General features: G+C 61.3%; 39 protein-coding genes. 13 read left to right on the forward strand and 26 right to left on the reverse strand.

The genetic code is table 11. From position 1 onward, the window contains the following. The first annotated feature begins 381 nt into the window (after positions 1–381). The 13 genes from K2Q04_RS16655 to K2Q04_RS16715 all read left to right on the forward strand — a co-directional run bounded on the left by K2Q04_RS16655 (position 382) and on the right by K2Q04_RS16715 (position 9,102). Positions 382–1,845 carry a DnaB-like helicase C-terminal domain-containing protein gene (locus K2Q04_RS16655; RefSeq protein ID WP_291165820.1) on the forward strand — a complete coding sequence of 488 codons (1,464 nt, stop codon included), beginning with the start codon at positions 382–384 and terminating at the stop codon, positions 1,843–1,845. Further along, positions 1,842–2,510 (forward strand): hypothetical protein, encoded by a 669-nt coding sequence (locus K2Q04_RS16660; protein WP_291165821.1) that lies wholly within the window; start codon positions 1,842–1,844, stop codon positions 2,508–2,510. The genes K2Q04_RS16655 and K2Q04_RS16660 overlap by 4 nt, the downstream gene beginning before the upstream one ends. Next, positions 2,507–2,758: a hypothetical protein gene (locus K2Q04_RS16665; RefSeq protein WP_291165822.1), complete on the forward strand. Its 252-nt coding sequence runs from the start codon at positions 2,507–2,509 to the stop codon at positions 2,756–2,758. Before K2Q04_RS16660 ends, K2Q04_RS16665 begins: the two co-directional genes overlap by 4 nt. Then, positions 2,755–4,383: a hypothetical protein gene (locus K2Q04_RS16670; protein ID WP_291165823.1), complete on the forward strand. Its 1,629-nt coding sequence runs from the start codon at positions 2,755–2,757 to the stop codon at positions 4,381–4,383. Before K2Q04_RS16665 ends, K2Q04_RS16670 begins: the two co-directional genes overlap by 4 nt. Before the next feature lies 1 nt (position 4,384). Then, positions 4,385–4,906 carry a hypothetical protein gene (locus tag K2Q04_RS16675; protein WP_291165824.1) on the forward strand — a complete coding sequence of 174 codons (522 nt, stop codon included), beginning with the start codon at positions 4,385–4,387 and terminating at the stop codon, positions 4,904–4,906. An 8-nt stretch (positions 4,907–4,914) separates the two neighbouring features. Further along, a complete protein-coding gene (locus K2Q04_RS16680) occupies positions 4,915–5,373 on the forward strand; it encodes a hypothetical protein (protein WP_291165825.1) in 459 nt (152 codons plus the stop codon). A 2-nt stretch (positions 5,374–5,375) separates the two neighbouring features. Continuing rightward, entirely contained in the window at positions 5,376–6,299 is a 924-nt protein-coding gene (locus K2Q04_RS16685) for a bifunctional DNA primase/polymerase (protein ID WP_291165826.1), read from the forward strand. 69 nt (positions 6,300–6,368) lie between these two features. Beyond that, entirely contained in the window at positions 6,369–6,611 is a 243-nt protein-coding gene (locus K2Q04_RS16690) for a hypothetical protein (RefSeq protein WP_291165827.1), read from the forward strand. Beyond that, positions 6,608–7,057 carry a VRR-NUC domain-containing protein gene (locus tag K2Q04_RS16695; RefSeq protein ID WP_291165828.1) on the forward strand — a complete coding sequence of 150 codons (450 nt, stop codon included), beginning with the start codon at positions 6,608–6,610 and terminating at the stop codon, positions 7,055–7,057. The genes K2Q04_RS16690 and K2Q04_RS16695 overlap by 4 nt, the downstream gene beginning before the upstream one ends. Positions 7,058–7,089: 32 nt before the next feature. Then, complete coding sequence (locus tag K2Q04_RS16700; RefSeq protein WP_291165829.1) at positions 7,090–7,401, forward strand: hypothetical protein; 312 nt, start codon at positions 7,090–7,092, stop codon at positions 7,399–7,401. A gap of 70 nt (positions 7,402–7,471) precedes the next feature. Next, positions 7,472–7,651, forward strand: coding sequence for a hypothetical protein (locus K2Q04_RS16705; protein WP_291165830.1), 180 nt, complete (start codon positions 7,472–7,474; stop codon positions 7,649–7,651). 70 nt (positions 7,652–7,721) lie between these two features. Then, a complete protein-coding gene (locus K2Q04_RS16710; RefSeq protein ID WP_291165831.1) occupies positions 7,722–8,666 on the forward strand; it encodes a site-specific integrase in 945 nt (314 codons plus the stop codon). Next, entirely contained in the window at positions 8,617–9,102 is a 486-nt protein-coding gene (locus K2Q04_RS16715; protein WP_291165832.1) for a hypothetical protein, read from the forward strand. Before K2Q04_RS16710 ends, K2Q04_RS16715 begins: the two co-directional genes overlap by 50 nt. A 380-nt stretch (positions 9,103–9,482) precedes the next feature. Here K2Q04_RS16715 and K2Q04_RS16720 read toward each other — a convergent pair whose 3' ends face one another. From K2Q04_RS16720 to K2Q04_RS16845, 26 genes are all read right to left on the reverse strand, one after another. Then, positions 9,483–9,668 (reverse strand): hypothetical protein, encoded by a 186-nt coding sequence (locus tag K2Q04_RS16720; protein WP_291165833.1) that lies wholly within the window; start codon positions 9,666–9,668, stop codon positions 9,483–9,485. A 199-nt stretch (positions 9,669–9,867) separates the two neighbouring features. Continuing rightward, a complete protein-coding gene (locus K2Q04_RS16725) occupies positions 9,868–10,350 on the reverse strand; it encodes a DUF6557 family protein (RefSeq protein WP_291165834.1) in 483 nt (160 codons plus the stop codon). Beyond that, positions 10,343–10,732 (reverse strand): hypothetical protein, encoded by a 390-nt coding sequence (locus K2Q04_RS16730; protein ID WP_291165835.1) that lies wholly within the window; start codon positions 10,730–10,732, stop codon positions 10,343–10,345. Before K2Q04_RS16730 ends, K2Q04_RS16725 begins: the two co-directional genes overlap by 8 nt. Further along, on the reverse strand, positions 10,729–10,941 hold the full coding sequence (locus K2Q04_RS16735; RefSeq protein WP_291165836.1) for a hypothetical protein: 213 nt from the start codon (positions 10,939–10,941) through the stop codon (positions 10,729–10,731). The genes K2Q04_RS16730 and K2Q04_RS16735 overlap by 4 nt, the downstream gene beginning before the upstream one ends. Then, complete coding sequence (locus tag K2Q04_RS16740) at positions 10,938–11,261, reverse strand: hypothetical protein (protein ID WP_291165837.1); 324 nt, start codon at positions 11,259–11,261, stop codon at positions 10,938–10,940. The genes K2Q04_RS16735 and K2Q04_RS16740 overlap by 4 nt, the downstream gene beginning before the upstream one ends. Before the next feature lie 115 nt (positions 11,262–11,376). Beyond that, positions 11,377–12,036, reverse strand: coding sequence for a hypothetical protein (locus K2Q04_RS16745; RefSeq protein ID WP_291165838.1), 660 nt, complete (start codon positions 12,034–12,036; stop codon positions 11,377–11,379). A 6-nt stretch (positions 12,037–12,042) separates the two neighbouring features. Continuing rightward, positions 12,043–12,357, reverse strand: coding sequence for a hypothetical protein (locus K2Q04_RS16750; RefSeq protein ID WP_291165839.1), 315 nt, complete (start codon positions 12,355–12,357; stop codon positions 12,043–12,045). Continuing rightward, on the reverse strand, positions 12,326–13,738 hold the full coding sequence (locus K2Q04_RS16755) for a hypothetical protein (RefSeq protein ID WP_291165840.1): 1,413 nt from the start codon (positions 13,736–13,738) through the stop codon (positions 12,326–12,328). The genes K2Q04_RS16750 and K2Q04_RS16755 overlap by 32 nt, the downstream gene beginning before the upstream one ends. Beyond that, positions 13,735–14,061, reverse strand: coding sequence for a hypothetical protein (locus K2Q04_RS16760; protein ID WP_291165841.1), 327 nt, complete (start codon positions 14,059–14,061; stop codon positions 13,735–13,737). The genes K2Q04_RS16755 and K2Q04_RS16760 overlap by 4 nt, the downstream gene beginning before the upstream one ends. Continuing rightward, positions 14,048–14,200: a hypothetical protein gene (locus tag K2Q04_RS16765; protein ID WP_291165842.1), complete on the reverse strand. Its 153-nt coding sequence runs from the start codon at positions 14,198–14,200 to the stop codon at positions 14,048–14,050. The genes K2Q04_RS16760 and K2Q04_RS16765 overlap by 14 nt, the downstream gene beginning before the upstream one ends. Next, on the reverse strand, positions 14,200–14,571 hold the full coding sequence (locus K2Q04_RS16770; protein ID WP_291165843.1) for a hypothetical protein: 372 nt from the start codon (positions 14,569–14,571) through the stop codon (positions 14,200–14,202). Before K2Q04_RS16770 ends, K2Q04_RS16765 begins: the two co-directional genes overlap by 1 nt. Before the next feature lie 70 nt (positions 14,572–14,641). Continuing rightward, entirely contained in the window at positions 14,642–14,899 is a 258-nt protein-coding gene (locus K2Q04_RS16775; protein ID WP_291165844.1) for a hypothetical protein, read from the reverse strand. Positions 14,900–15,178: 279 nt separating this feature from the next. Beyond that, complete coding sequence (locus tag K2Q04_RS16780) at positions 15,179–15,481, reverse strand: hypothetical protein (protein WP_291165845.1); 303 nt, start codon at positions 15,479–15,481, stop codon at positions 15,179–15,181. Positions 15,482–15,491: 10 nt separating this feature from the next. Further along, positions 15,492–15,641: a hypothetical protein gene (locus K2Q04_RS16785; protein ID WP_291165846.1), complete on the reverse strand. Its 150-nt coding sequence runs from the start codon at positions 15,639–15,641 to the stop codon at positions 15,492–15,494. Between the two features lie 12 nt (positions 15,642–15,653). Further along, a complete protein-coding gene (locus K2Q04_RS16790; protein WP_291165847.1) occupies positions 15,654–17,120 on the reverse strand; it encodes an AAA family ATPase in 1,467 nt (488 codons plus the stop codon). A 163-nt stretch (positions 17,121–17,283) separates the two neighbouring features. Next, on the reverse strand, positions 17,284–18,987 hold the full coding sequence (locus K2Q04_RS16795) for an ATP-binding protein (protein ID WP_291165848.1): 1,704 nt from the start codon (positions 18,985–18,987) through the stop codon (positions 17,284–17,286). A gap of 100 nt (positions 18,988–19,087) precedes the next feature. After that, positions 19,088–19,717 carry a hypothetical protein gene (locus K2Q04_RS16800; protein ID WP_291165849.1) on the reverse strand — a complete coding sequence of 210 codons (630 nt, stop codon included), beginning with the start codon at positions 19,715–19,717 and terminating at the stop codon, positions 19,088–19,090. Between the two features lie 151 nt (positions 19,718–19,868). Next, the gene (locus K2Q04_RS16805; RefSeq protein WP_291165850.1) at positions 19,869–20,087 is read right to left on the reverse strand and encodes a hypothetical protein; all 219 of its coding nucleotides are present in this window, start codon (positions 20,085–20,087) and stop codon (positions 19,869–19,871) included. Between the two features lie 120 nt (positions 20,088–20,207). Then, positions 20,208–20,420 carry a hypothetical protein gene (locus tag K2Q04_RS16810; RefSeq protein WP_291165851.1) on the reverse strand — a complete coding sequence of 71 codons (213 nt, stop codon included), beginning with the start codon at positions 20,418–20,420 and terminating at the stop codon, positions 20,208–20,210. Then, complete coding sequence (locus K2Q04_RS16815; protein WP_291165852.1) at positions 20,417–20,701, reverse strand: hypothetical protein; 285 nt, start codon at positions 20,699–20,701, stop codon at positions 20,417–20,419. The genes K2Q04_RS16810 and K2Q04_RS16815 overlap by 4 nt, the downstream gene beginning before the upstream one ends. Continuing rightward, entirely contained in the window at positions 20,698–21,078 is a 381-nt protein-coding gene (locus K2Q04_RS16820; protein WP_291165853.1) for a hypothetical protein, read from the reverse strand. The genes K2Q04_RS16815 and K2Q04_RS16820 overlap by 4 nt, the downstream gene beginning before the upstream one ends. A 3-nt stretch (positions 21,079–21,081) precedes the next feature. Beyond that, complete coding sequence (locus tag K2Q04_RS16825) at positions 21,082–21,438, reverse strand: hypothetical protein (RefSeq protein WP_291165854.1); 357 nt, start codon at positions 21,436–21,438, stop codon at positions 21,082–21,084. Further along, entirely contained in the window at positions 21,435–21,695 is a 261-nt protein-coding gene (locus K2Q04_RS16830) for a hypothetical protein (protein ID WP_291165855.1), read from the reverse strand. The genes K2Q04_RS16825 and K2Q04_RS16830 overlap by 4 nt, the downstream gene beginning before the upstream one ends. Continuing rightward, the gene (locus K2Q04_RS16835; RefSeq protein ID WP_291165856.1) at positions 21,695–22,249 is read right to left on the reverse strand and encodes an HD domain-containing protein; all 555 of its coding nucleotides are present in this window, start codon (positions 22,247–22,249) and stop codon (positions 21,695–21,697) included. The genes K2Q04_RS16830 and K2Q04_RS16835 overlap by 1 nt, the downstream gene beginning before the upstream one ends. 14 nt (positions 22,250–22,263) lie before the next feature. Continuing rightward, positions 22,264–22,578, reverse strand: coding sequence for a hypothetical protein (locus K2Q04_RS16840; RefSeq protein ID WP_291165857.1), 315 nt, complete (start codon positions 22,576–22,578; stop codon positions 22,264–22,266). Positions 22,579–22,670: 92 nt separating this feature from the next. After that, the gene (locus K2Q04_RS16845) at positions 22,671–22,913 is read right to left on the reverse strand and encodes a hypothetical protein (RefSeq protein ID WP_291165858.1); all 243 of its coding nucleotides are present in this window, start codon (positions 22,911–22,913) and stop codon (positions 22,671–22,673) included. Between the last annotated feature and the right edge of the window lie 16 nt (positions 22,914–22,929).

Raw genomic sequence — 22,929 nt, forward strand, 5'->3', positions numbered from 1 at the left:
TGCGATGGCGTAGCTCGGGCCCCGGCTACGCAAGCGACGAAAGGGGCTCCTTCCTTCCAGTAAACGTGCGTAAGGTTCGCGCTTTTGCCTGTGTTTTCGGGCAAAAGTTTAACCCGGTCACTCTTGCGAGCAACCGGGCCAAGTCGCGAATTTAGGAGAACCCCCTAGACGCTGGAAATCCAGTCCAACGGAAACAGCATCACGGGAACGCACCATGAGTATCAGCTTGCTTGACCTCTCGCAATGGCGAGACGCGCAAATCGAGTCGGTGCTCAAGCGGGCTGGGGATGAACCCGGCTGAATTTCTCCAGTGGCGTGCAGCGTGTGCGTGACGGTGACGGCCAGGCATCGGGCCCGGCTTGAGCAGATGGGGAAATTCTCTTGGCCGACGGCACCTTCGCACCATTCCAGCCACGCTCCCTCGAGCCGCACAACGCCGAAGCCGAGGGCGCCATCGTCGGCGCCTGCCTCGGTTCTCCCAAGGCTTTCCACCGCATTTCCGGCTTGCTTGAGGGCATCGACTTCTTCGATCCGCTCTATGCCGACTGCTGGAAGGCGATGCGCGATCTCGGCGCCCAGGACCGCCGCGCCGATCTCGTGACGCTGGCGCCGGTCTTTGCCGAGCGCAAGGTCGGCGACATGGCGGCCCGCGATCACCTCGATCTCCTCGTCGCCTCCTACTCCGGTCACAACCTGCCGCCCGACGAAACGCTCGACGCCTACGTCAACGAGCTCCGCCGCTATTCGGCGCAACGCCTGCTCGCCAAGGCCGCCAAGGATCTGGGTCATAACGCCCTCGCGCCCGACCCGGTCATCACCGACGTCGCCGCCAAGGCGCTGAATGAGATCGACAACGCCCTGATGAAGGCGCGCGGCGCCGACGACTCCGGCGCCTACCTCGGCAAGTACGCCAAGGACGCCATCGAGCTCTTCCTCGACGAGAACGCGCCGCGCGGCCTGCCGACGGGGCTCAAAGAGCTCGACGCCATGACCGGCGGCCTCTATCGCGGCGACCTGTCGATCGTTGGCGGCCGTCCCGGCTCCGGCAAAACCACCGTCGGCGCCCAGCTGATGATGAACGTCGCCAAGCGTGGCTTCGGCACGCTGATGGTATCGATGGAAATGGGCGGCATCCCGGTCGCCGAGCGCTGCCTCGTCTCGGACGCCTTCTCGACCGACTTTCCGATCCCCTACACGCTCTTCCGTACCGATAAACTCGCCAAGCCCGAGGACCGTCGCATCGGGGCCCGCGAGCTCGCCCGCCTGCGCGACGCTCAGGACCGGCTCAAGACCTATCCGCTCTATATCGAGCAGCGCCCCGGCCTGACCATCGCCGAGATCGGCTCGCTCTGCAGGAAGCTCAAGGCGCAGTATCAGAACCATGGCCGCGACCTCGACTTCGTCGTCGTCGACTATCTTGGACTTGTGTCGGCAACCAACCGCTACGCCGGACAGAAGGTCAACGAGGTCGGTGAAATCTCCAACGGCCTGAAGCAGCTCGCCAAGAACCTGAACGTCCACGTCATGGCGCTGCACCAGCTCTCCCGTGGAGTCGAGAGCCGCGACGACAAGCGTCCCCAGCTGCAAGATCTCCGTGACAGCGGCAACATCGAGCAGGACGCCGACCTGGTGCTGTTTGCCTACCGGGAAAGTTACTATCTCGAGCGCGCCCACTATGACGACGCCGAGCAGGAGAATGCCCGGCTCGAGGCGCTCGAGAAGTGCAAATACAAGATGGAGCTGAACATCGCCAAGCAGCGCGCTGGCATGGTCGGCTCGGCCGAATACTTCTGCCGCATCGATTGCAACGTCGTTCGTGACAGCGGCTTCGGAGGCTGGGCATGACGGCGGAAACTTATCCCCACAACCGCGCCGCGCGTGCACAACTTCGGTTCGACCTGCAACGCTTCGAGAAGCTGTGCGGGATGCTGGCGTCACCGGCGGAAGGGGAGCGCGCCACCGCCGCCCTGATGGCGTCCGAGATGCTCAAAAGCGCCGGTTTGACGTGGTCCGATATAGTCTCGCATACCGAGACTTTTGTAGCTCTCGTCCAGCCCGTAAAACGGGCGACCGAGACTTTCGAGAACCCGTATTCGAAGCCCCAGAAAGCCTCAAATACCTTCTGGGAGAACGGCCGCAAGGCTCCGCCAAAGTCTCGGTCGCGCGCCGGCCGGTCTTTTGAACAGTCTCGGCCGATCTACAACCTGGAAGCCGAGGACCGCCGTCATCCACTGGGGCCCGACGGCAACCCCCGGTTTCGGACCTGGGCGGGCGTTATCGCTTTCGACGTCGTGATGGGGGTTTTCAACAGGCACCCGCCACTCTCCCCTTGGGAGGCCAGTTTCATGAGCAACCTGGAGGCGAAGGCGCTCGCTGGCCGCCCCAATCAATTCGGCGTCACCCAATCGCAGTGGAAGTCGCTGCTCGCCATCGCCACCCGCCTCGGCATCATCCGGCAGGTGTCGATCGTGCCTGAACGCTACGAGCTCATCGAAGAGGACGACGCATGACCAATGTTCTCGCCAGGAAACGCGCCACGTCTCACCCGGCCAAGCTCGCAATCGGCTTCGAGAACCTTTCTCTGAAGGAAATGCTGGCAGCCGAGAAGAAGCTGAAGGCGGTCCTCGATCGCCCCGACATCTCCGGCGCCCAGGCCCTGAGCGAGATCCGCAAGATCGTCCTCGGCTTGAAGACCCCAAAGGTGCGTACGCGTCGGTTGAAGCCAGCAAAAACCAAAGCGGAGAAGCAACGAACATGATGGCCGCAGAAATCCAGTCCATACAGACGAGGCACCCGATGACCCGACAATCGCCAAAGCCCGCCAAAGGTGCTCCTGAGGCCCTGGAGCTCGACGAGCGCCCGGAGGTCCCTCTGACGGCCTACGAGGACGCCCCACAGGCCTACGACGAGTGCGCCGCCCTGGTTTCCCGGACCAATGGCGTGGTCATCACCGGCCAGCAGCTGTTCAGCAAGTGGCAGGCCATCGACGCCGTCCTCGACAGCATGGCCTACAGCCAGACGCAGGCGCTGATCATGATTGGCCTGATCTGCCGCTCCGACAAGAACTACGGCAATGCCTACCCCTCCGCCTCGACGCTGCAGAAGTACGCCAAGATCCGCAAGGAGGAGACCATCCACGCCGCCATCCGCTCGCTGGAGGCGGCTCCTTTCGGCGTCATCACCAAGCGCAAGTCGGGACGCAAGAACATCTATCAAATTCTGCCCGAGGCGGTCATGCGCCTCGTGGTCAGCGAAGCCGAAGCCCACAAGGCGAGGAAATTCGCCGCCCTTCCCCTCAAACAACGAAACCGCGGAATAGGGGCTGTTGAACGGGAGTGGAGCAAAGGTCAGGAGCCACTCCCGTTGGAAGACCCCTTTTCAACCACCCCCGTTGAACGGGGAATTTTCGACGCCGATGACAGTCAACCCCGCTCAATAACCCCTGTTCAACGGGGGCTTTCCAACGGACACCGTTCAACCACCCCCGTTCAAAGGGGGGCTTTGGAGCCCAACCACCCCCACTCACCGGGGGTGAACGAAGCGATAACCCCCTCCCAGGGGGGGACTAACCTTACTGAGTCCAATAGATACATAGGTTCTAGGTCTACCAATCTTACACTAGCAGCTAGCTCTGTTACTGAAGCTGCGCGCGAAGACAGCTTGCTGCTGCTGCAACCTGGCCGACGCCGGGGGAGCTACTCGGTCGCCGAGTGGACCGCGATGGAAGCGGCGCTGCGTGAAGCTGCTGGCCCGCTGTTGGCCGTGACCAGTCCGTCACTGGCGGTGATGGCCGACGTCGAGGGCTGGATCGCCGATGGCGCCGATTGGAACCTCGATATTTTGCCCGCCCTCCGGCATGTGGCCGCCACTGAGGTCGACAAGCATGGTGGCCGTATCGGCTCGTGGAAATGGTTCGGCCGGTCGGTTGTGAGCTACGCGCAGCGCCGTCGGGCTGTCGAGGCGCGTGACGCCGGTCTCTCGGCCGACATGACCTTGGCCACCACCCGCGAGCCGCAACGGCCTCAGGGGCGCGCCTTGGCCGTGCAGGGCGCCCAGCCGCAGCCAGAGGCCTGGGACCCGAATGTCTTCACGGTTTCGGCGTCGGGGGCGCTTCGCGTCCACGGTGCTTTCCGCGACGAGCTGGCTGCCTCGTACCCAAAGGCCAACATCGACGCCGCCTGCGATCTGGTGGCGGGCGAAATCGCCCGTTTCCGCCGCAGCGGCGCCGGCAATCGCGAGGTTCAGCAGCTGATCCGCTCGAAGGTCGCGGAGGAACACCAGTCGAAGGTCAAGGCCGCCTCCTGGAGCAAGCGCCAGGCCGTACCCATCACCGGTGACCTGGACCAGGCCATGCGTAACATCTACGGCAGTGAGGAGAAGTAAAATGCTTGCAATATCAGGCAAAAAGAGCCTTTGCCGGCAGCCGGTCCTGGAGCTTGTCGAGCTTCTGAAGACGATGTTTCGGCCGGAATTGCCGGAAGGCGCCGACCCCCGGTCGTTCGGCGAGCACTACGTCGTTGCGCTCGGCGAGGACTTTGATCCGCGCGACATCCGCAGCGCCGCCAAAATCCTGATGCGCGATCGCCGCGAGGTACGCTTTCCGCTGCCAGCCGAAGTCATCGAGGCGGTGAAGCTGGCGGCAAAGCGGCGTGTCAACCACGAGGAGTACGTGCAGTTCCGTCTCTCGGTCGACTACCTCGATGAACTCCAGGGCCGGTTCTTCCGCATCAAGACCAGCTCGGAGGCGGAACGCGATGCCCTCAGTGCGGCGCTAGCGAAGACCGACGACCCGGTCGAGCGCCGCCGCATCGCCACCGCCGCGCTGATCAAGGCCGGGCAAAAAACGCCGGAGGACTTCGACAACGGCTACAGACTGCCGGTAAAACCGTCTTGGGACATCCAGTGAGGTAAGCGATGCTTGACCATCAGGAAGTAAAGCGGCCTACGCAACTTGTTTCACGTGAAATGTCGCCGGAAGGCCGTTCAGAACGCTTCAAACCGTCGCCGAAGGCCAAAAAAATCTATGATTTTCATGTGCCTAGCGCTCCGGCGTTCATTGCCGAGATGCGGCCGCCGCAGACCGGCAAGGACCAGCGCATCGAGTTCATTTTTGGCGCCTCGGCGCGTGTTTTCGGGATATCACGGGCTGAGATCTTCTACGGCTCGACAGCGGTCGGCCGACGGGCGCGACAGGTTGCCTGCCTATTGACCTACGTCTGGGCCGAAATCCCGCTCCCTGACCTCGCCCTGGCCTTGGGCTGCGATCTGTCGACGATCTCGTTGTCGAACGTCAAGCTGCGCGACGAGTTGCAAACCTCGAGCCGCATCCTGCCGCTGACGATGGACGCCATCGCCGCCGAGCTCGGAGGCTGACGATGGAGTTTCGCGACAAGGCGCAAGCTTATCTGCAACTCGGCTGGGCGGTCTTTCCAGTGCACTCGCTCGTCTTCGAGACGGACATGCGGACGGGCGAGGTTATTCCGCGCTGCACATGCGGCTGGGACGAGTGCCCGCGTCCGGGCAAGCATCCGCGCATTCCGAAAAAGCTCGGCGGCAACGGGGTGCTCGATGCGACCACCAACTCCGATCAGATCGACGCCTGGTCGGAGAGCTATCCCGACGCCAATCTCGCGGTAGCGACCGGCAGGCCGTCCGGCGTCATCGCCGTCGACATCGACGGCGCCGAAGGCGAGAATACCATCTCGGTGCTTGCCGCCAACAACTACCGCCTGCCGCAGACCGTCGAAGCCCGCTCGGGCTCGGGCGGTCGCCACCTCTACTACAAGTGGGCGCCGGGCATTAAAACCGTGGCGTCCGTCATCGGCCCCAAGGTCGACCTGCGCGGCGATGGCGGCCAGTGCGTGCTGCCGCCGTCGATGCACAAGTCCGGCAACGCCTACACCTGGATCCGGCCCCCAGAGACGACCTTCATGCCGCCGATGCCGATGTGGATCATCCGCCGCTTGAAGGAGGTCGAGCTCGCCAAGCAGGGTCTGAAGTACGAGGAGTATGCCGCCGATCGTCCGAAGCGCCTTGGCCGGCCGGCGATCGAGCGCATCATGGACCGAGCCCGCATCGTCGCGGCGCTGTCGCCGGAGTGCGGCCACCGCAACCACACGCTCAATCAGCAGGCCTTCATTGCTTTCCGCATCGCCGATGAGGGCCACATCCCCGACAGCGAGGTCGAGCACCACATGCTCGCCGCCGCGCGCGCCTGTGGCCTGACCCCAGGCGAAGCCCGTCCGACCATTCTCTCGGCGCGTCGCTCGGCGCGCTCGAAGCCCGCCATGTCGCGATAATGCGTCCGCGTAATCAGTCAGTGCTCGTAGCGTTCAGTCAGGGTCGAAAACCAATGAAGGAAGCACGAGATGACGAGCCGCGAGGGGCTAGCTGAATGGCCGCTGCGAACATCGCACAGGAACGAGAAGAAGCTGATCCAGGTGGTCTACCTGGTGCCGGAGGTGATGGAGTTTTCCCGCCAGGGTCTCGTCACCGAGATCTACGACTACGGCGACCCGCAACATCGCGCCATGATCGAGCGGGCGACGAAGAAACTTGGCTATGAGGTGATCTCGGTCACCAACTATGATGGAAAGACGTCGCCACGATGAGGTTTCGCACACGCAAGCTCACCAAGGCGCCGAAGGTGCCGCTGCCAAAGCTCACCGAGGCGCAGATCCAGAAGACGCTGCTCGATCATTTGCACCATCGCGCCAAGCCGGGTGTCGTCTACTGGCATACGCCGAACGGCGGCGTTCGCGATCGCATCACCGGCCGCCAATTGAAGGATCAGGGCGTCGTCTCCGGCGTTCCTGATCTTCTCCTCTTCTTTCGAGGCCAGCTCTATGGCCTCGAGCTCAAGACCGAGAAGGGGCGCTTGCAGCCGACGCAAGTAAAATTCCAGGCCGCTCTTGCAAAACAGGGTGCGATCCTCGCCACCGCCTACGGTCTCGATGAGGCACTGAAGATCCTGTTGGGCTGGGGCGTTCTGGTCACGGCGGCGATGTTTGAAGCGTTGGCAGCAAAAAACTTCGAGTCGGAAGTCAAGCAGGGCTAGACTTTAGTCGCGAACAAACTTAGCGACGAGGGATGGATCGCGCTGGCAACATTCCGAACCTTGAGCCTTTCGATCGCCTGAAGGCGGCGATTGATGCGCAATTGTCGGGAGCGGCGTTGCAAGGCAGGGCAACCACAAAGGCCGGCTGTCCGGCGCAAAACTTCTTTCCCTTCTTTTTAGGCTGCATCGCCAGAACCGATCCAGAAGCCGCACGCGGCATCATTTCAATCTTTGAGATGGCGCTGCTCGATCATGCCGAAGACCTGCATTTGATGGCGAAGTACGGCTCCTTCAGATCGGTCAATCCGGTGAGTAAGAAGGCGGGCAACACCCGTCGAACCTAAGCGTCCCAGTTGGTTCCCCAGTCGGTAACAGTCCCGTTTTGTCCGCCGCAAGATAGTCGGGGAACTCATCATGCTTAGCGATACGACACTCTCGCCTGTCCAGCGTGCTCTCCTGGCGCCACCTATGACCGCCAATGAGGTGCAGGAAATGCGCAAGCTGCGCCGCAAGGGCTGGACCATCACCTCGCTCGAGAAGCGCTATAGCCGAACGCCGGCCGAGGTCAAGAACGCGCTCGGCCCCGATTTCTAAAGCCTGAACCAAAAAGTCGTCGCGAATGCTTCGCGCAGAGGGATGCCTCCGCGCGTTTGGAGGGACCTTTATGTCTATCGTCAACGAGATCAGTTCCGGCACCGAACGCAAATATCGCCAGCAGTGGCGCCTGTGGCAGGAGTTCGCCGAAGTATCTGGTATCGCCCCGCTGCCGGCGGAGCCCAAGATGGTTGCGAAGTTCCTGAGCGATCGCGCCGAAGCGGGACAGGCGCAGTCAACGCTGCGCGTCGTGCTCGGCGCCATCAAGGCCATGCATGATGCGCAAGGCCTGTCGTTTGACTCCAAGGACGCAGCCATCGTTGCGGTGATGGCGCGCAATTTCGAAGCGCCGGTCCCGCGCGCCAACTACGCGCTGCCGTCACAGGACTGGCTGATCGCCAATTTCGTCACCATCGAGGATGTCGAGTGGCGGGTGCTACGCGCCCTGCAGACGATCCGTGCCGCCCCCGATCCCGATGCCAAGTTTCGCGGTGGTCTACGCGCCGTCTGGCCGAGCTTCACGCAGGATTGGACGGATCTTGCCTGGAACTGGAATTCCCGCGATGAGCGCACCGACATGGAAAAGCGCGCCACGCAGTTTCGCGCGACACCGCGCGACAATTCCGATTGCCTGACAGCGCTCGAGTGGCTGAGAGGCGTGCCGGTCTTCGTCAACGACGGCCTCGAGCGGCCGCAGCCGCGCATTCTATCCTACAGAGATCCGTTGACAAAAAAGCAAATCCAGCTGCTCGGCTGGATGGCCTCAGGCTATGGTCCGAGCTTCATCGCGTCGCGTTTGAACATTTCCAAGCAAGCCGTCCACCGTCGCTATAAAGACGTCATCCTCCAGGTCTTCAATGCCGCAATCCAGCACGCACTCGAAGCCGCCCGTCGCGCCGCCCGGCGATCGGAGATCTCGGGGCCGTCCCTCAAAGACGACCTCGACACATATAACGCAAAAGCGCATGAAGGAGGCGGAGCAGACCGGGGAGAAGAAGGGCCTATTCGCCTTTAGGGCCCTCTTCATTGCCGGTCCCGTCGAAGGACCCGTGCGCATCGGTGTCTCGAAAGCGCCGGAGGATCAGCTTCGGCTGATGAACCGCCATTGCCTGCTCACCTCGCACTTGGGCTTTGAGGGCTGGTCGACATCGAGCGGGCCGCCGCAGCGCGTGTTGCATGCCATGCTCGATGTTGCTCGCCGGCAGGGTCTTCTACATCCCGATCCCGAGAAGGCCGACACCATCATGGTGCCGATGGCGTCGGCGATCGAGACGGCGCTGAAGATCGCCAAGCGCTGCGGCGTCCAATTCATGACGGAAGCCGACAAGACGCAGGCGATCGCCGCCGTTGTCGACGATCTCTTCGATGAGGTCGGCAGCATTTTTGCCGGTGAACAGAAGCCGAAGCGCAATGGCAATTCCCGCGCCTTCAATCCCGGCCGCTTCAAGTAAGTCGCACCGAAAAGCGCGCAAGAAAAAAGCGCCGAGGAGCGGGGTCCTGGCGCTTTTTAGGGGGTCACTCAGTAAGTTTATCTCGACGCTAGCTCACCGACTCGGTACGCGACGCAATACAAACGACGGGCCTTCGCGAGAGCTGCCGGCGGATTACGCGACACAAAAGTCGCCGGCGAAACTCGGAGCCGAAAGGTCCTGATACGCAAACTGATACGCTACGCCACTCACTGTACGCACACACGATACGCACGGGATGCCACTCACTCTTTATGCATCCCGCTCACTCTCACGGGGGGTGTCTGAAAAACAGCCTACCCCGGGATCGGTTCCAAATCAGGGTCAAAAAAAGTAAATCTCGTGAAACCATTGCGGCGATTTCAGCCTGGCCGCAAGGCGATGGCCCTATACATCAGCGCGAGACGAACCGCTTCGACCTCGTCCTCTGGATCATCGAAGAGCTCGTCGTTGACGGCTTTTTTCAGCGCTTGCGCGGTGATGGCGGCCCCGCGCCGGCTCAGATCAAAGCGCGGCGTTGGGTCGAAGGGGACTGGATTTCCGATCATTGGGCTCTCCTCTTTTCGTCTGCGATAACATCGTCTAGGAACCGCTTGCACAGCGCGCAGTATCGGTTCTTGATATCCTCAGGGTGAAAGCTTCGCACTCGGCATGGGTAGAACGTGATGGCGTCGCCGTAGACGTCGTAACCGTGCCTCGGGGCAGCCATACAGGCGTCCTTGTCCTTTGGTCCTGGCGTGCCGTAACTCATGTCTCTGACCCTTCGTCATTGAGTTTGTCGATCGCGGCGAACGCCTCTTCGGCGGCATCCTTGATTTCATCTATGCGCTCGGTGATCTCGCTTTCCTCAAAGCCGCAGAACGTCATCTCGTAGAGAATGTTGGCGATGATCTCGGCGTCGCTGAGCTCCAGCGGCGGCTCGACATGGACATCCATCATCAACCACTCCGCCCACGGCTCGAACTCGATCGCATAGTGCAGCGCGTCGCCGGGACGGACGCCATAGACATCGACTGTCGGCAGCGGCGGCTCATCGAGCGAGAAGGTACGGGCGAGGCGGCAGCCCATCACCGTCGGCTTCGGTGTCATCGCTCTCAGTCGCGCGATCGTCTCGCGGTACTCCTCGCCATCCTGCTTATCGTAGAGCTCGCCCAGAGCCGTAACGATCGCCTCGGCATCGACGCCGGCGAGGATCGAGGCAACCGTGCGCACAGTGATCGCTTCAACCATGGACTGGACTGCCCTTGATGCCGAGGATTTCAGCCGCCTTTTCCATCGCCCGCGCCGTTGGCAAATGCGAGCGGATCGGCGCTATGCCCTGATTGAGCAGGGCGGCCGAGACGACGTTCGCCACCCATTCGATCTCGAGTTCGGCGCAGCGGAGCGCCCAATAATTTCCGTCCCGGCTCTTGCGCGCCTCGTGCGTCTGGTAAGTGGCGGCATCGAGCAACTTGCCGAGGTCGTCCGGATTGTTGGCCTTGAGGCAGCGCTCGAAACCATCGAGCGCGCCCTTGAGCTTCAGGGCGTCCTTTGGCGCCTTGTAGTCCCGGCGCGCCGCTGTCATGCCGTCGGCGCAGATGCGGGCGACAAAGGCGTGGAAGTTCATCGTCATGTCATCTCTCCGTCGATCTCAACGAGATCGTGCTCGCCGTCCGGCTCCGCGCCGCCAGCCTCAATGCGATTGTCGGCATTGACGTCGGCGGCGAATTCGAGCCGCAAATAGCCGAGCCGTTCATTGAGGAGTTTTTCCGCCTCGTCGGAGGTCGCCGCTTGCACGGTGAAGTGCGCGAAAAATTTGACATCGAATGTGAAGGCGCTCATGCGACGGCCTTTCTGCGGTTGTCTACTTCAAGAAAGGCCAGCACCCGAACCTGCAGATCGAGAATGCGGCGTTCGAGTTTCAGCGTCTCGAGGGGCGCCGGCGACAGCTGCTCAAGCCGTCTGATGAGAAGCTCGCTGTTGGCGACGGCATCGCGGCGGCTGACGAGCACATCGGCGAACGGCTCGAGGAAGCAGTCGCGGTCGAGGTTGGGCAAGAGGCGCTCGAGCGACCGGCGGTGGTAGCCGCGCATCAGTTCGGCCGCCTCGCGCCTGAGGTCGTTGAGGGAAGTCTCACCCGTCTTGCCCGTCGATTTGCTCATCGCCATGGTCCTCATCGCTCTCAAACATCGAGATCGTACGCAAACAATCGTATCACCATGGCAGGCGACGCAACATATAAAGTCTAGTTTCCCGAGACTTTATGAACAGGACAAATCAGTTCGCAAATTTCTTGCTGATGTCGATCGGCTGGAACGCTGCGAGCAGTTTTTGGCCGACCTCCTCTGGCAACGTCAGGCCCTCAGGCGGCAAGAGCTCGGTCAACAGCCCGCCGGTCTCCAAGACGTCCGGATACTTGTCGCCCTTCGCTTGGCGTTTTCCGAGCCAGTCGGCGTCGCGGGTAGCGCGATCGCCGTTCGCGTCGACAAAGAGTTCTTTCTGGATGGCGATCTTAAAGTTGCGACTGACGCCGACGCACATCAATATCTCGACGCGATACGGGTTGTCGGCGTTGCGGATCTCAGGGTCGTAGTGCTCCTCGCGGCAGCCCCAGGCTTCGGTGATATGAACGTAGTGCGTCGAGCCATTGGCGAGCAGGATGAGCCGCGCCATCGTCAGCATCTGCATTTTTTCTTCGTTGTCTTTCCAGCGCAGCGGGATGATGACGCCCTTCTTGTCGTCGGTGCCAGGTGCAAACATGAAACCCTGCGCCTCGTCGTTGCCCTCAACGATCTTGACGGCGTTATCCATGATCTCGCGCATGAACGTCAGCAGCTCCTGACCTTCCGGTGTATCGAGCCGCTCGTCGAGCGGCGCTTCATGCTGGCGTTGGCGTATCTCATCCTTGATCTGCTCACGTACTGAGGCAATGGTCATGTCCGGTCACTCCGATCGTTCCAGCTGCTTTAAAAGAGCCTTGCGGCGGGCCTCGAGGTTCCACGCCATCGTCTTCATTTTATACGGAGCCTTGCCGGATGACACGAAGGCGAGGAGCTCGGCGAGGTCGGCATTTCTGAGAAATGCGAGCGTTTGCGCCCTGAGGTTTGGCGCCGCGATCGCGGGCGTTGCCAGGAGCGACTGACCGCGACGCGCAAGGCGGCGTGCCGCCGCAATCTTGTCGGCGGTTACGGTATCGCCAAGATACGTCTCGTCAGTAACGCGGCGCTTAGGCCGCCCATCGTTCGTGTTGTCCTTCATCGTCCCTCACGCACGAGACTTCGCTTGCCGTCATGTCGGGTGGCGTCGGCTTGCCGCCACAGAGGATATGGGCGATGTTGCGGAAGCGCCCGGATGGCGTCGCGCGGTCGGAGATCGCCCTGCCGTAGACAGCCACCTCCACGGCTTCCCGCCAGATGTGCTGGGTGTCGTCGAAATAGGCCTGGTTACGCGCCCGCCGGTATTCCCAGATGGCATTGTCGAGCGCGGTGACGCCGGCGATGAGATCATCGGGGATCGCCGAGGCGATCTCGCGATAGCGCTTTTCAATTTCGGGATGTTTGTAGCCGATCGTGGTGATGTTGGAGAGATTGGCGGTTTTCAGAATTTCGAACTCGCCTTCGCCATCGCCCATATACATCTTGAGGAGCGCGCACTGTTCGAGCGCCGGCGTTTCGTCGATATAGACGCACATGTCGGCGAGCTTTTCTTGATGGTGGTTCTCGGCATGGACCTCGAGGCCACCATGGCCGAGCCAGAGCGGGTCGCGTTTGTTGCGGATGACGAAACGCACGTTGGGGCCGGAGATCGTCACCGGCTCGCCCTTGACGAAGGCGCGCACCTCATCGGTCTCGAGCACGCTTTCGGCGAGGCGAATGGTCTTTTTGAGGACACGGCGTCGGCGTCGTTCGAGCTGGCGCTGAACGTGCCGGGCGGTCCTGCTCGGACCGCGCAAATCGGTGTTGATCTGCTGAATGGCCCGGCCGACCAGCGAGCGATACGCTAAGCGTTGCTCGTCCATTGCCTTGTCGAACAAGTCATAGCGTTCGACGATCAGCTCCGACGGGACGAGAGGGCAGCGCCTGGCGATGCGCTGCCAAAGATTGCGGAGCTGCCCGATCTCTTCGTGGCGTTTGGCGGTGCGGCGGATGAAAGCCGGCGAGTAGAGGCGGCGGCGGATTTTCGCCGTCATTGGAGAATTGCCGATGAGGGGATCGCGGCTGACCTTGGTCTGGCCACGCCGAAAGCGCTTCCAGCTCTTACGCGAGCCGCCCTCGAGCGCGTCGGAAATGGCGGTGGTCGCGAAGTAGACCGCAAAACCCTTGAGCTGATGCTGAAACGCCGTCATCGAGGCGTAGATCAGCGCGCCCTGCCATTCGGGCTTGAGCTGAGCGATGAGTTCATCGGCGTAATCGATCAGCGCCGCCATCAGCGGCTTCCTCTGGCCGCGATAGACGCCGGCGTTGCCGTAGTCGGTGTCGACGATGGCTTTGAGCCGCGTGCGGTTGCCGAAGATCGACAGCGTGATGTGCGATCCCATATCGAGCTCGGTCTCTTCCAGCGAGCAATCGAGAATGTATTGCACGTCCGGCGGCAACTGCGAGCCCGCGACCGGCAGACCATAGGGCGCGACGACGGTCATGGGGCGGAAGGCCCCTGGGTTGCGTTGAGGAGAGCTCTGATTTTCTCGGCCGCAGTCACTCCCTCTTCGCTTCGGTTGCCGTGCTCAACCATCGCCAGCACAGTGTTGATCGCCTCGAGCGCACCATTGCCGTAGACATGCAGCATCTGCCGTAGCGTCGGTACGGCAATGTTGCCGACCAGCATGTTGACGTGCACGGAGTTCCGCGACTTGAGCAAGCGCATTTGCGCTTGGAATTTCTTGTGCTGATCAAGGAGGGCCTGCACAGCTTGAAGCTCGGTATCGAGATCAGCCGGTTGCGAGATCAGGTCAGCGTCCGCCATCAAAACCGTCCTCTTCCTCGAAGGCTTCACGGGCTGGGTCGCGAAACTTGTGCCGCACCCAGATCCAGGCCAGGCCAAGGAACCACTCACCGATGAGTGTGGCGATAACGGTCACGACAATGATAGCGCCCGTTGTCATCAGCCACCTGCAATCGGCCGCGCCGCAATGCTTTCATTCTGCACGACCTCGCGTGGGCTCTTGGCGCGGCGAACGGCACGCGCCTTCGTGTCGGGCGTCGGAATGGCGGCGCCCTTGCCGGCCGATACGAAGGCCGCCAAGTCTTCGTCCGGAATGACGACGGCGCGCTTGTCCTTCACCTGGTCAATGGCGGTGACCTTCACCTTGGCCGGCATGGCGCGGCCTTCGAGGCGCGGCTCGAGGATGAAGAAGGTGACGCCCTCCTTCATCTTCTTCTCGATGATCGGCAGCATGGCGTCATCGTTCTCGGCTTCCCAGACGATGGTGGTGTCGCCCTCGGCATTCGGTGTCGTCAACGCCCTGAGGCCCATGTTTCCCTCGCAACAGTCAAGCAATATGAGACTTTAGCGCAATCCCGTCGGCCGAGTCACGCCCCTCCGATTAGGGCAGCGCCTGCGCGGCCGGCACCATGTGGCGCGGGCCCTTCTTGCAGCTCATCCGCCCGCACGGACAGACCGAGACCATCAGATCGGCGTTGGTGGGAGCCTTTTTCGGTTGCGGCGCCTTGCTGACGCGCTCGCGGACCTGTCCCAGTGCGTCGGTCGGCGCGCTCGTCAGCACCGATGCCGCCGCCTTCGGTTTGAAGTCGAAGCCGCCGCCGCCAAAGGCGGGGACACCAGGTTTTCTGCGTTGTTCCATTCCGACGTTCCTTTCATATGAACACTATCTCTTGCGCGGCCTGTCAGGCAGCGGTTGCCACAGCGGCCAGTCTTCCAGAATAATTCTTCCACCGTTGCACGAGGCCTCAAACCCCGGCACATCTTGAAACTTGTGCCAGTAACCGACGCATACCGGAGCGCTATCCCAAATCCACCGCTCACTATCGCGGCCGAAAAGGATGTAAGAACCATCCATAGGTGGCGGCTCGGTTTTGACGCTGCGCCAGTTATCCAATGCCATCTCCTTTGGGCTGTCGTGCTAATTTCGGATCCGCGCCCGCTCTTCATCCATATTGACGAGCTGGACGTCGTAGCCGGAGGTCTCATACTCTTCGATCTGCTTGCGCACCGAGACCTCAGAGCCCCACCAGGTCTCGCACCCCCAGCACACCTGACCATCGTCCATGACGAGCTTCGGGTTAGGGACACCGAAGTTGAAACCCGCGATATGTTGTGGCGGTATCTCATCGCCGGCATAGACGCCGTAGCCGACGAACTTGACGACCTTGCCGCCGCCGCCACCGAGGATCACGCCGACGCGCTCACCAATCTGCCGTGCCATTGGTCTCTCCTTACTTGGCCAATCGTTCGAGCACGTCATGGGTGCCAGCAACATATCCCGCGACGCCAACAAGCATGGCCGAAATGCCATCGTAACCGCTCTGATGTGCCCACCACATGGCAGCGATGAGGGCGAGAAACAGCAGCTTCAGCACCCTCATGGGTTCGCTCTCCTACTCTGCCGCCATCAACTTCGGCGTCGCCGTCTGTTCGGCGAGCCAGTCGTTGATGGCATCGGTGTTGGAGAGCTGCGCGTTGGACGCCAGCGAGGCTTCGATGGCGCGAATGAAGTCGTCTTCGCAGGCGCCCGTTTTCGTCTTGGCCTCGAGATCGCGATGCAGCGCATTGGCGATGCCGGCCTGGATGATGCCGACCGCAATCGCTCCCGACGCCAGCGCCGAAAACGGTACATCGACGGCGCGGCCGGTGCGCTTGGTGGTCGCGAGCACGTGCTGCGGCGAGAAGAAGTTCATCGCCAGCTTGGCGGCGAGCGTCTTGGCTTTGAGGCCCTTCTGCAGCGGGCATTTGTTCAAGGCCAGGGCCATGATGTCGGCAAATGCTGCTTCATCGGGGCGCTGGACCTTGATCTTGATGTCGATACGGCCATCGCGGACGATCGCCGGATCGAGCGTGTCGGGGCGGTTGGTGGCAAGCACCACTGTCGCCGTCTTGTCCTCGAGGCCGTCCATTTCTGTGAGGAAAGCCGGCACGATGGTCTTGTCGAGCGGGTTCAGGTTATTGTCGCCGCGCCGGCCGAGAATGGCATCGGCCTCGTCGATAAAGATGATCGCCGGAAAGCCGAACTTCATTTTGTGCTTCTTGGCGCGGACGAACAGCGCGCGGATTTTCGCTTCGCTCTCGCCGACGAATTTGTCGAGGAGCTCGGTCGCCTTGACGTAGATGAAGGCCGACTGCAGCGCCGCATCATCGATGACGCCCTTCTTGGCGTAGATGTCGGCGAGTGCCGTGGCGATCGCTTTGCCGAGCATGGTCTTGCCGCAGCCTGGCGGCCCCCAGAGCAGAATGCCTGCTGGCGGCTCCTTGCCGTAGAAGGCGAAGAGCTCGGGCTGAGTGTGCGGGAACTCGATCGCCTCGCGGAGCTGCGCCTTGGTCTCCGCCATGCCGCCGAGACCATCGAATGAGATGCGCTTGGCGGGCTTCACGGCGCGGTGCGGCTTCGCCACTTTGGCGACGATGACCGAGCCGGTGCGATCAAGGATGACAGTGTCGGCTTCTTCGACCGCGATGCTGCCTTTGCGGACCGAGCGCTCGCCAGGCATGCCGGCGCCGGTGACAGCGACCGTCTTGTCGTCGAGGAGGCGCTGAACGGTGCAAGTTTCGCCGGTGGCGTCGATCTCGGCGATCTCGATGATGGCCATGGTCTCGCTGTTGCAGACCACCATCTGCCCGGATTTCACCTCGAACTCCGGCTTTGGAATTCGGATCAGGCCGCTGCCCATGGCGAGGAACGCCCACTTTTCATCAACATGATGGACGGTGGCGATGCCGTTAGGGGCGGTTTTGACGCGCTCGACCCAGTCGTTGATTTTTTCGATCGCGTTATGGGCTTGGTCGACGACCTCGAGCAACTCTGCGCGCGTGGCGTTCGCGTAGTCGGGACGTGGCGGCAAGGCAGTCATGGCTTTGGCTCCGTTAGGCTATCAATGATGCAAAAGTATCGTATCACTTGACTTCAGGGACACAACGCAGCCCCGCAAGGCACACGAGAAGGCCTGGGGCGCCGGAACTCGCCCCAGGCCGCCGCCGGCACGCATCCGCATGACATGCCGGCGGTAGTCGGTCTCAGTCGATTTCGAGGTCGCGATCTTCCGCGATGCGACGCACATTCCGCATCGTCGGCTCGGTCTGATTGACGATCTTCTTGGTGCGATCGGAGATCTCCCGCGCCATCCCACCAATACCGACGACCTTGTCGTTGGTCTCGTTGGCGCGACTGTGCACGGTATCCCGCGTCGCCTGCGCTTCTTCTTCAACAAGCTCCTTGACATCGTCGATCTCGATGCCGCCCGCCAATGCTTCCTTGATCATCTTTTGAAGCGCGGTGCCGACGGCTTCTGCGGCCGTCGGTTCCTTCTCGGCTGGACCCTCCAGAAGCTTGCGGTGACCGTCCATCGTCAGAGCGGCGGCGATGAGATCGCTTTCGAGGAGCTCATCACCACCCCGCGAGATCATCGCGAGCTTGGCGCGTTCGACCGCCTCGCGGATGACCGCCGCCGTCCAACCCGACATGACGTTACCGAGTTCGGAGAGGTCCTCGTTGATGGCGAGCAGCCCGTGAGAGTAGAGACGAACGAGGCGCTCGGCCGCCTTCGCATCGGGCGGCGTCACCTCGATCACCGCATCGAGGCGACCCGGGCGAAGCATTGCCGGGTGGATCGTCTCGATCTCGTTGGTGGTCAGGACGACCATCGTCTTCGAGTTCTTGGAGAGAATGCCGTCGAGCGTGTTGAGGAGATCGTTCGCCGGCTCATCCCGCGTTCCGGTGATCCTGTCGATGTCTTCGGCGAAGACGACGCACGGTTCATATCTCTTCGCAAATTCAAGGGCTTGCTTGAGGCTCTGCGGCTTGTCGAGGGTGATGAACGTCCACGCGTTATCGGTGCCGTACTTGGCTGTCACCAAGCTCGTCAGGGTCTTGCCGGTGCCGTACTTGCCCCACAGCAACACGCCGCGCTTGAGCGGAATGCCCGCCTTCACACACTGCTGAGTTTTGCGCAGGAGCGTGAAGACGTTGACGTCGATCAAGCGGCCGGTGACTTCCGACATGATCAAGTTGTCGGGATTGACGTGTTCGACATCGATGAAGGTCGGCGGGATCTCGACGTTGAGCATGCCGTTGTCATCGGTGGCCAAGCGGATCGCCCTGCCACGGTAGATCGAATGCTCGGCGGCGATGTCGCGGGCGAGATCCGCGAGCTCCTTGAGGACATGGCTTTCCTTCTTGCGAAGCTCGCCAATGACCGCGAACGCCGGACCTTTGTTGGTGTTGATCTGGATCGTTTTGATGGGGTTCTCGATGCCGGGCACCTTGAACTGACCCCACGGGATCTGGATCTTATCCTCGGGCTTCGGACCGACATCGACGGTGATCATGCGCGGCGGGATCGGACCGAACCACGTCATCTCCGGCACCGGCGAGGCCCAGCCGTAGATCGTTTTCATGGCCATCATGAAGGCCACGGCGCCATCCAGCGGATAGGCGTCGATGACCTCCTGGACGGCCATCATCTCTTCTTCTTCCGCCTTGCGAGCGATGAGCGCGTTGATGGCATCGTCGATCGGCATGTCGGCTGGATCGCCGGGCAGAATGATCTGCTTGCCCTGGCGGACGATCTCAGGCTCGAGGTGCTGCCAGTTGATGGTGCCATCCTCGTTCAGCGCCTTTTTGGGGATGCCAACCTTCGACTTCGCAATCTTATTGCGGCCGTTGAGCACGTCCTTTTTTGCCTGCTCGACGAGCGCGGCAGTACCATTTCCAAGTGTCATGCGGATGTTCCTTTTGTGGTTGACTTTTACGCTTCAGGTCGCAAAAGGGCGCGCGCCGACTCCGCAGTCACGCGTCCGAGTGCTCGGGGAATGGGGTCGGTCAGCTCGGCGGCTTGGCGAGCGGCGGCAGTGCGATCTTGCGCACCGGATCGAAACGCGCGCTCATCAGGAAGGTGAGGATGCGATTGCCGACCATTGTCGGCGTAGCCTCATTCGGATCATAGGCTTCCGGCTGAAACAGCTCCTCGGCACGCTTGTCGCTGATGTGGAAAAATTTCGCGATCGTAAGCCACGAAGGCTCCCTCAGGTCTGCTCCGGGCGCGATAACGCCAACGATATTCCGATCGTAGGTGCGGATTGTGAGACCGCGTTCGTTGAACCAAGGATCGGTCATCGCCCAGCCACAGGCGCAAGCAGTGGTGCCGCAATCGGTCTCTGCATCATTCAAACGCGCGATGAACTGCGCGACCGGCAAGAGGGGGTGCTCATACCGACCCCGATAAGTACCCCATTGGCTGAGATCGAATTTCCGATGCGGAATGGGACCCGCATCGGCATAAGGTCCGGTCCCGTGCAACTTTTCTGCGACGCGCAGCAAGCGCTCGAAGCTTTCGGCCAGGTCTTCATCCGAAATCAGCTCTTGCCGCTCAAGCGCATTCGCCTCCTTCGACCATTCGAGTCCGTGGACCGTCGACGAAGGGAGGAGACAGGGCGTTGGCTCATCAAGCATGATCGACAATCCTCTGACGGCGACGTTAGAGCGCTGGGTGGGCACGAAGCCATGGCCCACCCAGCAATCCTGCGGGCGACAGGATGAGAGAAAGGCCCGCAGAAGTTAAATTATATGAGACTTTCCAGACGCAAAACCTTGTTGGAAAGTCTCACGCGCGGCCCCGGAGGTTCTGCGCCTTCGAGAGTGTCTTGCGAAAAGACAACTCGAAATCGATGAGGTGGATCTCGCCCTGCAAGTCTTGGGCGAGGCGACGGCGATCGCCAGACGGACGGCCCTGGCGATGCCTGAGGTCATGGAGGCTGGTCAGGCGCTCTTCGCGCAGGACGGCAAGTTGATCATCGGCGTAGTAGGAAAGGGCTCCGCTCATTGTTTGCTCCGTTCGCTCCGTTGAAATCTCAGCGTGCTTGCCGCTGGGGCATCCCATAAAGTCTAGCACACCTTTACTTTATGCGAAACGGAACCCGCTGCAAAGCCGATTCTTCTGTCGTCAACGATCGCTCTTGCCATCGAGGATCAAGGCGATGAGCGCGGCATCGGTCGGTCGCGTCGCGATCAACATGAGTTCCACGGTTGTCAGCTTGCGGCCGAGTTTTTGCTCGAGCATCTTTTGTGTCGAGAGAATGAGGTAGCCCTGGAAGGCGCAGGCCCCGATGAGGCCTACACCAACGACGACAGCGATCTGGATTTGCTCCCAGGTCATGCGTTCTCCAGCTCGTCGACAACCTTGGCGCCCGAGGGATCATCCCATTTGAGCACGCCTATCGTTGTCTCGTTGACCGAGAACACGCGCGTCGGGAACTCGTCGTCGGCGATGCTGGCATCGTCGCCCTGATCGATGCCGCCTTCGGCATTGGTGTTCCAGTAGTCGCGCCAGTACTTGAGCACGGCCTCGCGATTATAGTTGCCGCCGTCGTCCTGACGAACGAAGAGGTCGAGCGAGTTGCCGTCGTCGTCATCGGCCTGCACGTAGTAGAGTGTCATGCGTTCTCCTTTGCTGCATCATCCTCCAACGCCACGACGTGCATGGCGTTATAGAGCTCTCGAAAATTGTCGCGCCCGAGGTGCGTCTTGAGCGCTCTGATGCAGGCTTCCGCGTCATTGGAAGCCGCTGCCCCGGCGCTCGCATCGACGCCGAGCTCGTGAAGCACGCGTCGCGTATGATCGATCCGCTTGGAGAGCACCCACGCCGCAAACTCTTGGACGATGAGAAGATCGCCATGCGTAAAGGCGGAGAGAGGTGTTCGGCTCGACCAGCTTTCCCAATTGCCAAGGTCGCAGACGAACGCATAGGCTTCGCTGCCACGCTCGAGTTCGCGCACCAATTTATTCGCCTGCGGGATGTTGCTGAGCTTCAGCACGGGCTAGTTCTCCGGTGGGTCCGAGCGACGGTAGTCGCCATCGCGGCGCGGTTCGTAAGCGCGCATCCGCTGCAGCGCTTCTTCGTCGAGCATTTCCCATTCCCCACCCTCGTCGTAATCGGCGAGCGGCCAGGGGATGTTCTTCTCCTGCTCCTTGGTCAGCGGCCAGAACGGCGTGCAGGTGCCGGCAACAGCCGCGCCTTGGAAGTCGGTGACGCCGTGGCCGACACCCAACTTGGCGGCGATCCGCTTGGCCATCACCTGGCCGACGCGCTCGATGATCGCCAGACATTTGTCATAGCCGTCGATGTCGAGCTGCTGCATGATCTCGAGGAGCTCGTCGTTGGAGAGGATCTTCATCCGCTTGCCTCCTCGGGATCAGGATAAGGGTAGGCGCTGTTGCGCCAGAAGTTGGAGGCCGCCTCGTCGATAATGAGGAGAGGCTCGTCGTCGTCGATGCTGGCGAAAATTTCCGTGAAGAACGGATTTTCGTTCGGGTCGTTAGCTTCGTGCAGAAAGACGCCGCTATTGGAATGCGCAGCGGCGTCAGCAGAATTCGCCTCGATCTCGTAGACGCGGCAGCCGACGTAGTAGCGATAGACGCGAAATTTCGGCATCAGCTTCCCACCATCTCCTGAGTTGCAAAATAGGCCTCGACCAAAGCGTTCGCGTCCTGCCACAACTTGACGTTACCCTTGCCAAGCACCACCAGCAGCTGGCGTTTTTCCAGCATGTAGGTTGCAGCAAAGTCGCCATCGTGCGCGACGATGGTGCGCGTGTTTGAGATCAGGTCGGCGAGCTTGATGGTCTGAGCTTCCTCAGAAGCCAGCGACAGGTGCACGCGATCCTTGAGTTTGCGTGCAGCGCGGTTGCCATCTTCCGGCTTCGAGACATCCGTCACTTGATCGACAAGGTTCGCAATGATACCGCCGAACTCCGCCTCAAGATCAGCTTTGGTGACGCCGGTGTCCTCAAGCACGTCATGCAGCAATGCGGCCGCGACGATATAGGGATTGCTCGTCACTTCGCTAACGATATCGGCGACCTCGCGCGGATGCACGATGTAGGGCTCGCCGGTGTATTTGCGCTTCTGCCTGACACCGGCGTGAGCGCCGGCTGCAAAGGCATCGGCTTTGCAGATCATCGGGTGGATGGAAGAGGTATACGGCATCTGGCCTTGCTCCGTCAGGCATCATCTGTTTCGCGAATTTTATCACGGGCGGCAGCGCGGAATACTTCAAGGCCCGGATCATCGAGTGGGCGGAAACGCTGTGCGCAGAAGGCCGGCTCGCCATGTTGCGACATCGGCAGCCGGACTTCGTTCAGCAGTACGACGCCATTGGCGATCTCCAAGGTCTCCGGGTCGATGCCGACGGGCGAGCAGTCGCGCACGTGATAGACCTCGCCCGCCGTCAGACCATTAAGACGGGCGACGGGATCTTCGTCGCCGAGCACGCTGGTGGAATCGATGCAGAGGATGCGCTGGCCAATATCGAACATCTTCCCTCCCTCCAAATAGAAGGCGGGAAGCACCCGGAGCAGAATGCTTCCCGCCACTCGACACCAGAGGTGACCAAACCTCGGTGGAGACCCTAAGCGAAGGCTTTCGCCTCGCTGTGCTTTGCAACCCGGCGCGATTTTCGACGCTGAACGCGGGTTGCCAATTCGGCTTCGATCTCGATGATGTCCGCGTCGATGTTATGGGCGCGGGTCAGTGTATGGCGTGGCAGACGATTGGGCCTCGGTGTCCTCCGTGGGTTCTGTTTCGCCCAGGCCAGGCACTCCGCATGCAGCTTGTTGAGTTCTCCGATCGACAGGGTCTTCAAAAGCTCCATGGGGCGGCTCCGATTT

It is taken from the genome of Hyphomicrobium sp. (genome assembly GCF_019753045.1).
Classification (GTDB): Bacteria; Pseudomonadota; Alphaproteobacteria; order Rhizobiales; family Hyphomicrobiaceae; genus Hyphomicrobium_B.

Coding starts and splice junctions, on each gene's coding strand:
- K2Q04_RS16660 (WP_291165821.1), top strand. CDS start 1,842: ATGACGGCGGAAACTTATCCCCACAACCGCGCCGCGCGTGCACAACTT.
- K2Q04_RS16665 (WP_291165822.1), top strand. CDS start 2,507: ATGACCAATGTTCTCGCCAGGAAACGCGCCACGTCTCACCCGGCCAAG.
- K2Q04_RS16670 (WP_291165823.1), top strand. CDS start 2,755: ATGATGGCCGCAGAAATCCAGTCCATACAGACGAGGCACCCGATGACC.
- K2Q04_RS16675 (WP_291165824.1), top strand. CDS start 4,385: ATGCTTGCAATATCAGGCAAAAAGAGCCTTTGCCGGCAGCCGGTCCTG.
- K2Q04_RS16680 (WP_291165825.1), top strand. CDS start 4,915: ATGCTTGACCATCAGGAAGTAAAGCGGCCTACGCAACTTGTTTCACGT.
- K2Q04_RS16685 (WP_291165826.1), top strand. CDS start 5,376: ATGGAGTTTCGCGACAAGGCGCAAGCTTATCTGCAACTCGGCTGGGCG.
- K2Q04_RS16690 (WP_291165827.1), top strand. CDS start 6,369: ATGACGAGCCGCGAGGGGCTAGCTGAATGGCCGCTGCGAACATCGCAC.
- K2Q04_RS16695 (WP_291165828.1), top strand. CDS start 6,608: ATGAGGTTTCGCACACGCAAGCTCACCAAGGCGCCGAAGGTGCCGCTG.
- K2Q04_RS16700 (WP_291165829.1), top strand. CDS start 7,090: ATGGATCGCGCTGGCAACATTCCGAACCTTGAGCCTTTCGATCGCCTG.
- K2Q04_RS16705 (WP_291165830.1), top strand. CDS start 7,472: ATGCTTAGCGATACGACACTCTCGCCTGTCCAGCGTGCTCTCCTGGCG.
- K2Q04_RS16710 (WP_291165831.1), top strand. CDS start 7,722: ATGTCTATCGTCAACGAGATCAGTTCCGGCACCGAACGCAAATATCGC.
- K2Q04_RS16715 (WP_291165832.1), top strand. CDS start 8,617: ATGAAGGAGGCGGAGCAGACCGGGGAGAAGAAGGGCCTATTCGCCTTT.
- K2Q04_RS16720 (WP_291165833.1), bottom strand. CDS start 9,668: ATGATCGGAAATCCAGTCCCCTTCGACCCAACGCCGCGCTTTGATCTG.
- K2Q04_RS16725 (WP_291165834.1), bottom strand. CDS start 10,350: ATGGTTGAAGCGATCACTGTGCGCACGGTTGCCTCGATCCTCGCCGGC.
- K2Q04_RS16730 (WP_291165835.1), bottom strand. CDS start 10,732: ATGACGATGAACTTCCACGCCTTTGTCGCCCGCATCTGCGCCGACGGC.
- K2Q04_RS16735 (WP_291165836.1), bottom strand. CDS start 10,941: ATGAGCGCCTTCACATTCGATGTCAAATTTTTCGCGCACTTCACCGTG.
- K2Q04_RS16740 (WP_291165837.1), bottom strand. CDS start 11,261: ATGAGCAAATCGACGGGCAAGACGGGTGAGACTTCCCTCAACGACCTC.
- K2Q04_RS16745 (WP_291165838.1), bottom strand. CDS start 12,036: ATGACCATTGCCTCAGTACGTGAGCAGATCAAGGATGAGATACGCCAA.
- K2Q04_RS16750 (WP_291165839.1), bottom strand. CDS start 12,357: ATGAAGGACAACACGAACGATGGGCGGCCTAAGCGCCGCGTTACTGAC.
- K2Q04_RS16755 (WP_291165840.1), bottom strand. CDS start 13,738: ATGACCGTCGTCGCGCCCTATGGTCTGCCGGTCGCGGGCTCGCAGTTG.
- K2Q04_RS16760 (WP_291165841.1), bottom strand. CDS start 14,061: ATGGCGGACGCTGACCTGATCTCGCAACCGGCTGATCTCGATACCGAG.
- K2Q04_RS16765 (WP_291165842.1), bottom strand. CDS start 14,200: ATGACAACGGGCGCTATCATTGTCGTGACCGTTATCGCCACACTCATC.
- K2Q04_RS16770 (WP_291165843.1), bottom strand. CDS start 14,571: ATGGGCCTCAGGGCGTTGACGACACCGAATGCCGAGGGCGACACCACC.
- K2Q04_RS16775 (WP_291165844.1), bottom strand. CDS start 14,899: ATGGAACAACGCAGAAAACCTGGTGTCCCCGCCTTTGGCGGCGGCGGC.
- K2Q04_RS16780 (WP_291165845.1), bottom strand. CDS start 15,481: ATGGCACGGCAGATTGGTGAGCGCGTCGGCGTGATCCTCGGTGGCGGC.
- K2Q04_RS16785 (WP_291165846.1), bottom strand. CDS start 15,641: ATGAGGGTGCTGAAGCTGCTGTTTCTCGCCCTCATCGCTGCCATGTGG.
- K2Q04_RS16790 (WP_291165847.1), bottom strand. CDS start 17,120: ATGACTGCCTTGCCGCCACGTCCCGACTACGCGAACGCCACGCGCGCA.
- K2Q04_RS16795 (WP_291165848.1), bottom strand. CDS start 18,987: ATGACACTTGGAAATGGTACTGCCGCGCTCGTCGAGCAGGCAAAAAAG.
- K2Q04_RS16800 (WP_291165849.1), bottom strand. CDS start 19,717: ATGCTTGATGAGCCAACGCCCTGTCTCCTCCCTTCGTCGACGGTCCAC.
- K2Q04_RS16805 (WP_291165850.1), bottom strand. CDS start 20,087: ATGAGCGGAGCCCTTTCCTACTACGCCGATGATCAACTTGCCGTCCTG.
- K2Q04_RS16810 (WP_291165851.1), bottom strand. CDS start 20,420: ATGACCTGGGAGCAAATCCAGATCGCTGTCGTCGTTGGTGTAGGCCTC.
- K2Q04_RS16815 (WP_291165852.1), bottom strand. CDS start 20,701: ATGACACTCTACTACGTGCAGGCCGATGACGACGACGGCAACTCGCTC.
- K2Q04_RS16825 (WP_291165854.1), bottom strand. CDS start 21,438: ATGAAGATCCTCTCCAACGACGAGCTCCTCGAGATCATGCAGCAGCTC.
- K2Q04_RS16830 (WP_291165855.1), bottom strand. CDS start 21,695: ATGCCGAAATTTCGCGTCTATCGCTACTACGTCGGCTGCCGCGTCTAC.
- K2Q04_RS16835 (WP_291165856.1), bottom strand. CDS start 22,249: ATGCCGTATACCTCTTCCATCCACCCGATGATCTGCAAAGCCGATGCC.
- K2Q04_RS16840 (WP_291165857.1), bottom strand. CDS start 22,578: ATGTTCGATATTGGCCAGCGCATCCTCTGCATCGATTCCACCAGCGTG.
- K2Q04_RS16845 (WP_291165858.1), bottom strand. CDS start 22,913: ATGGAGCTTTTGAAGACCCTGTCGATCGGAGAACTCAACAAGCTGCAT.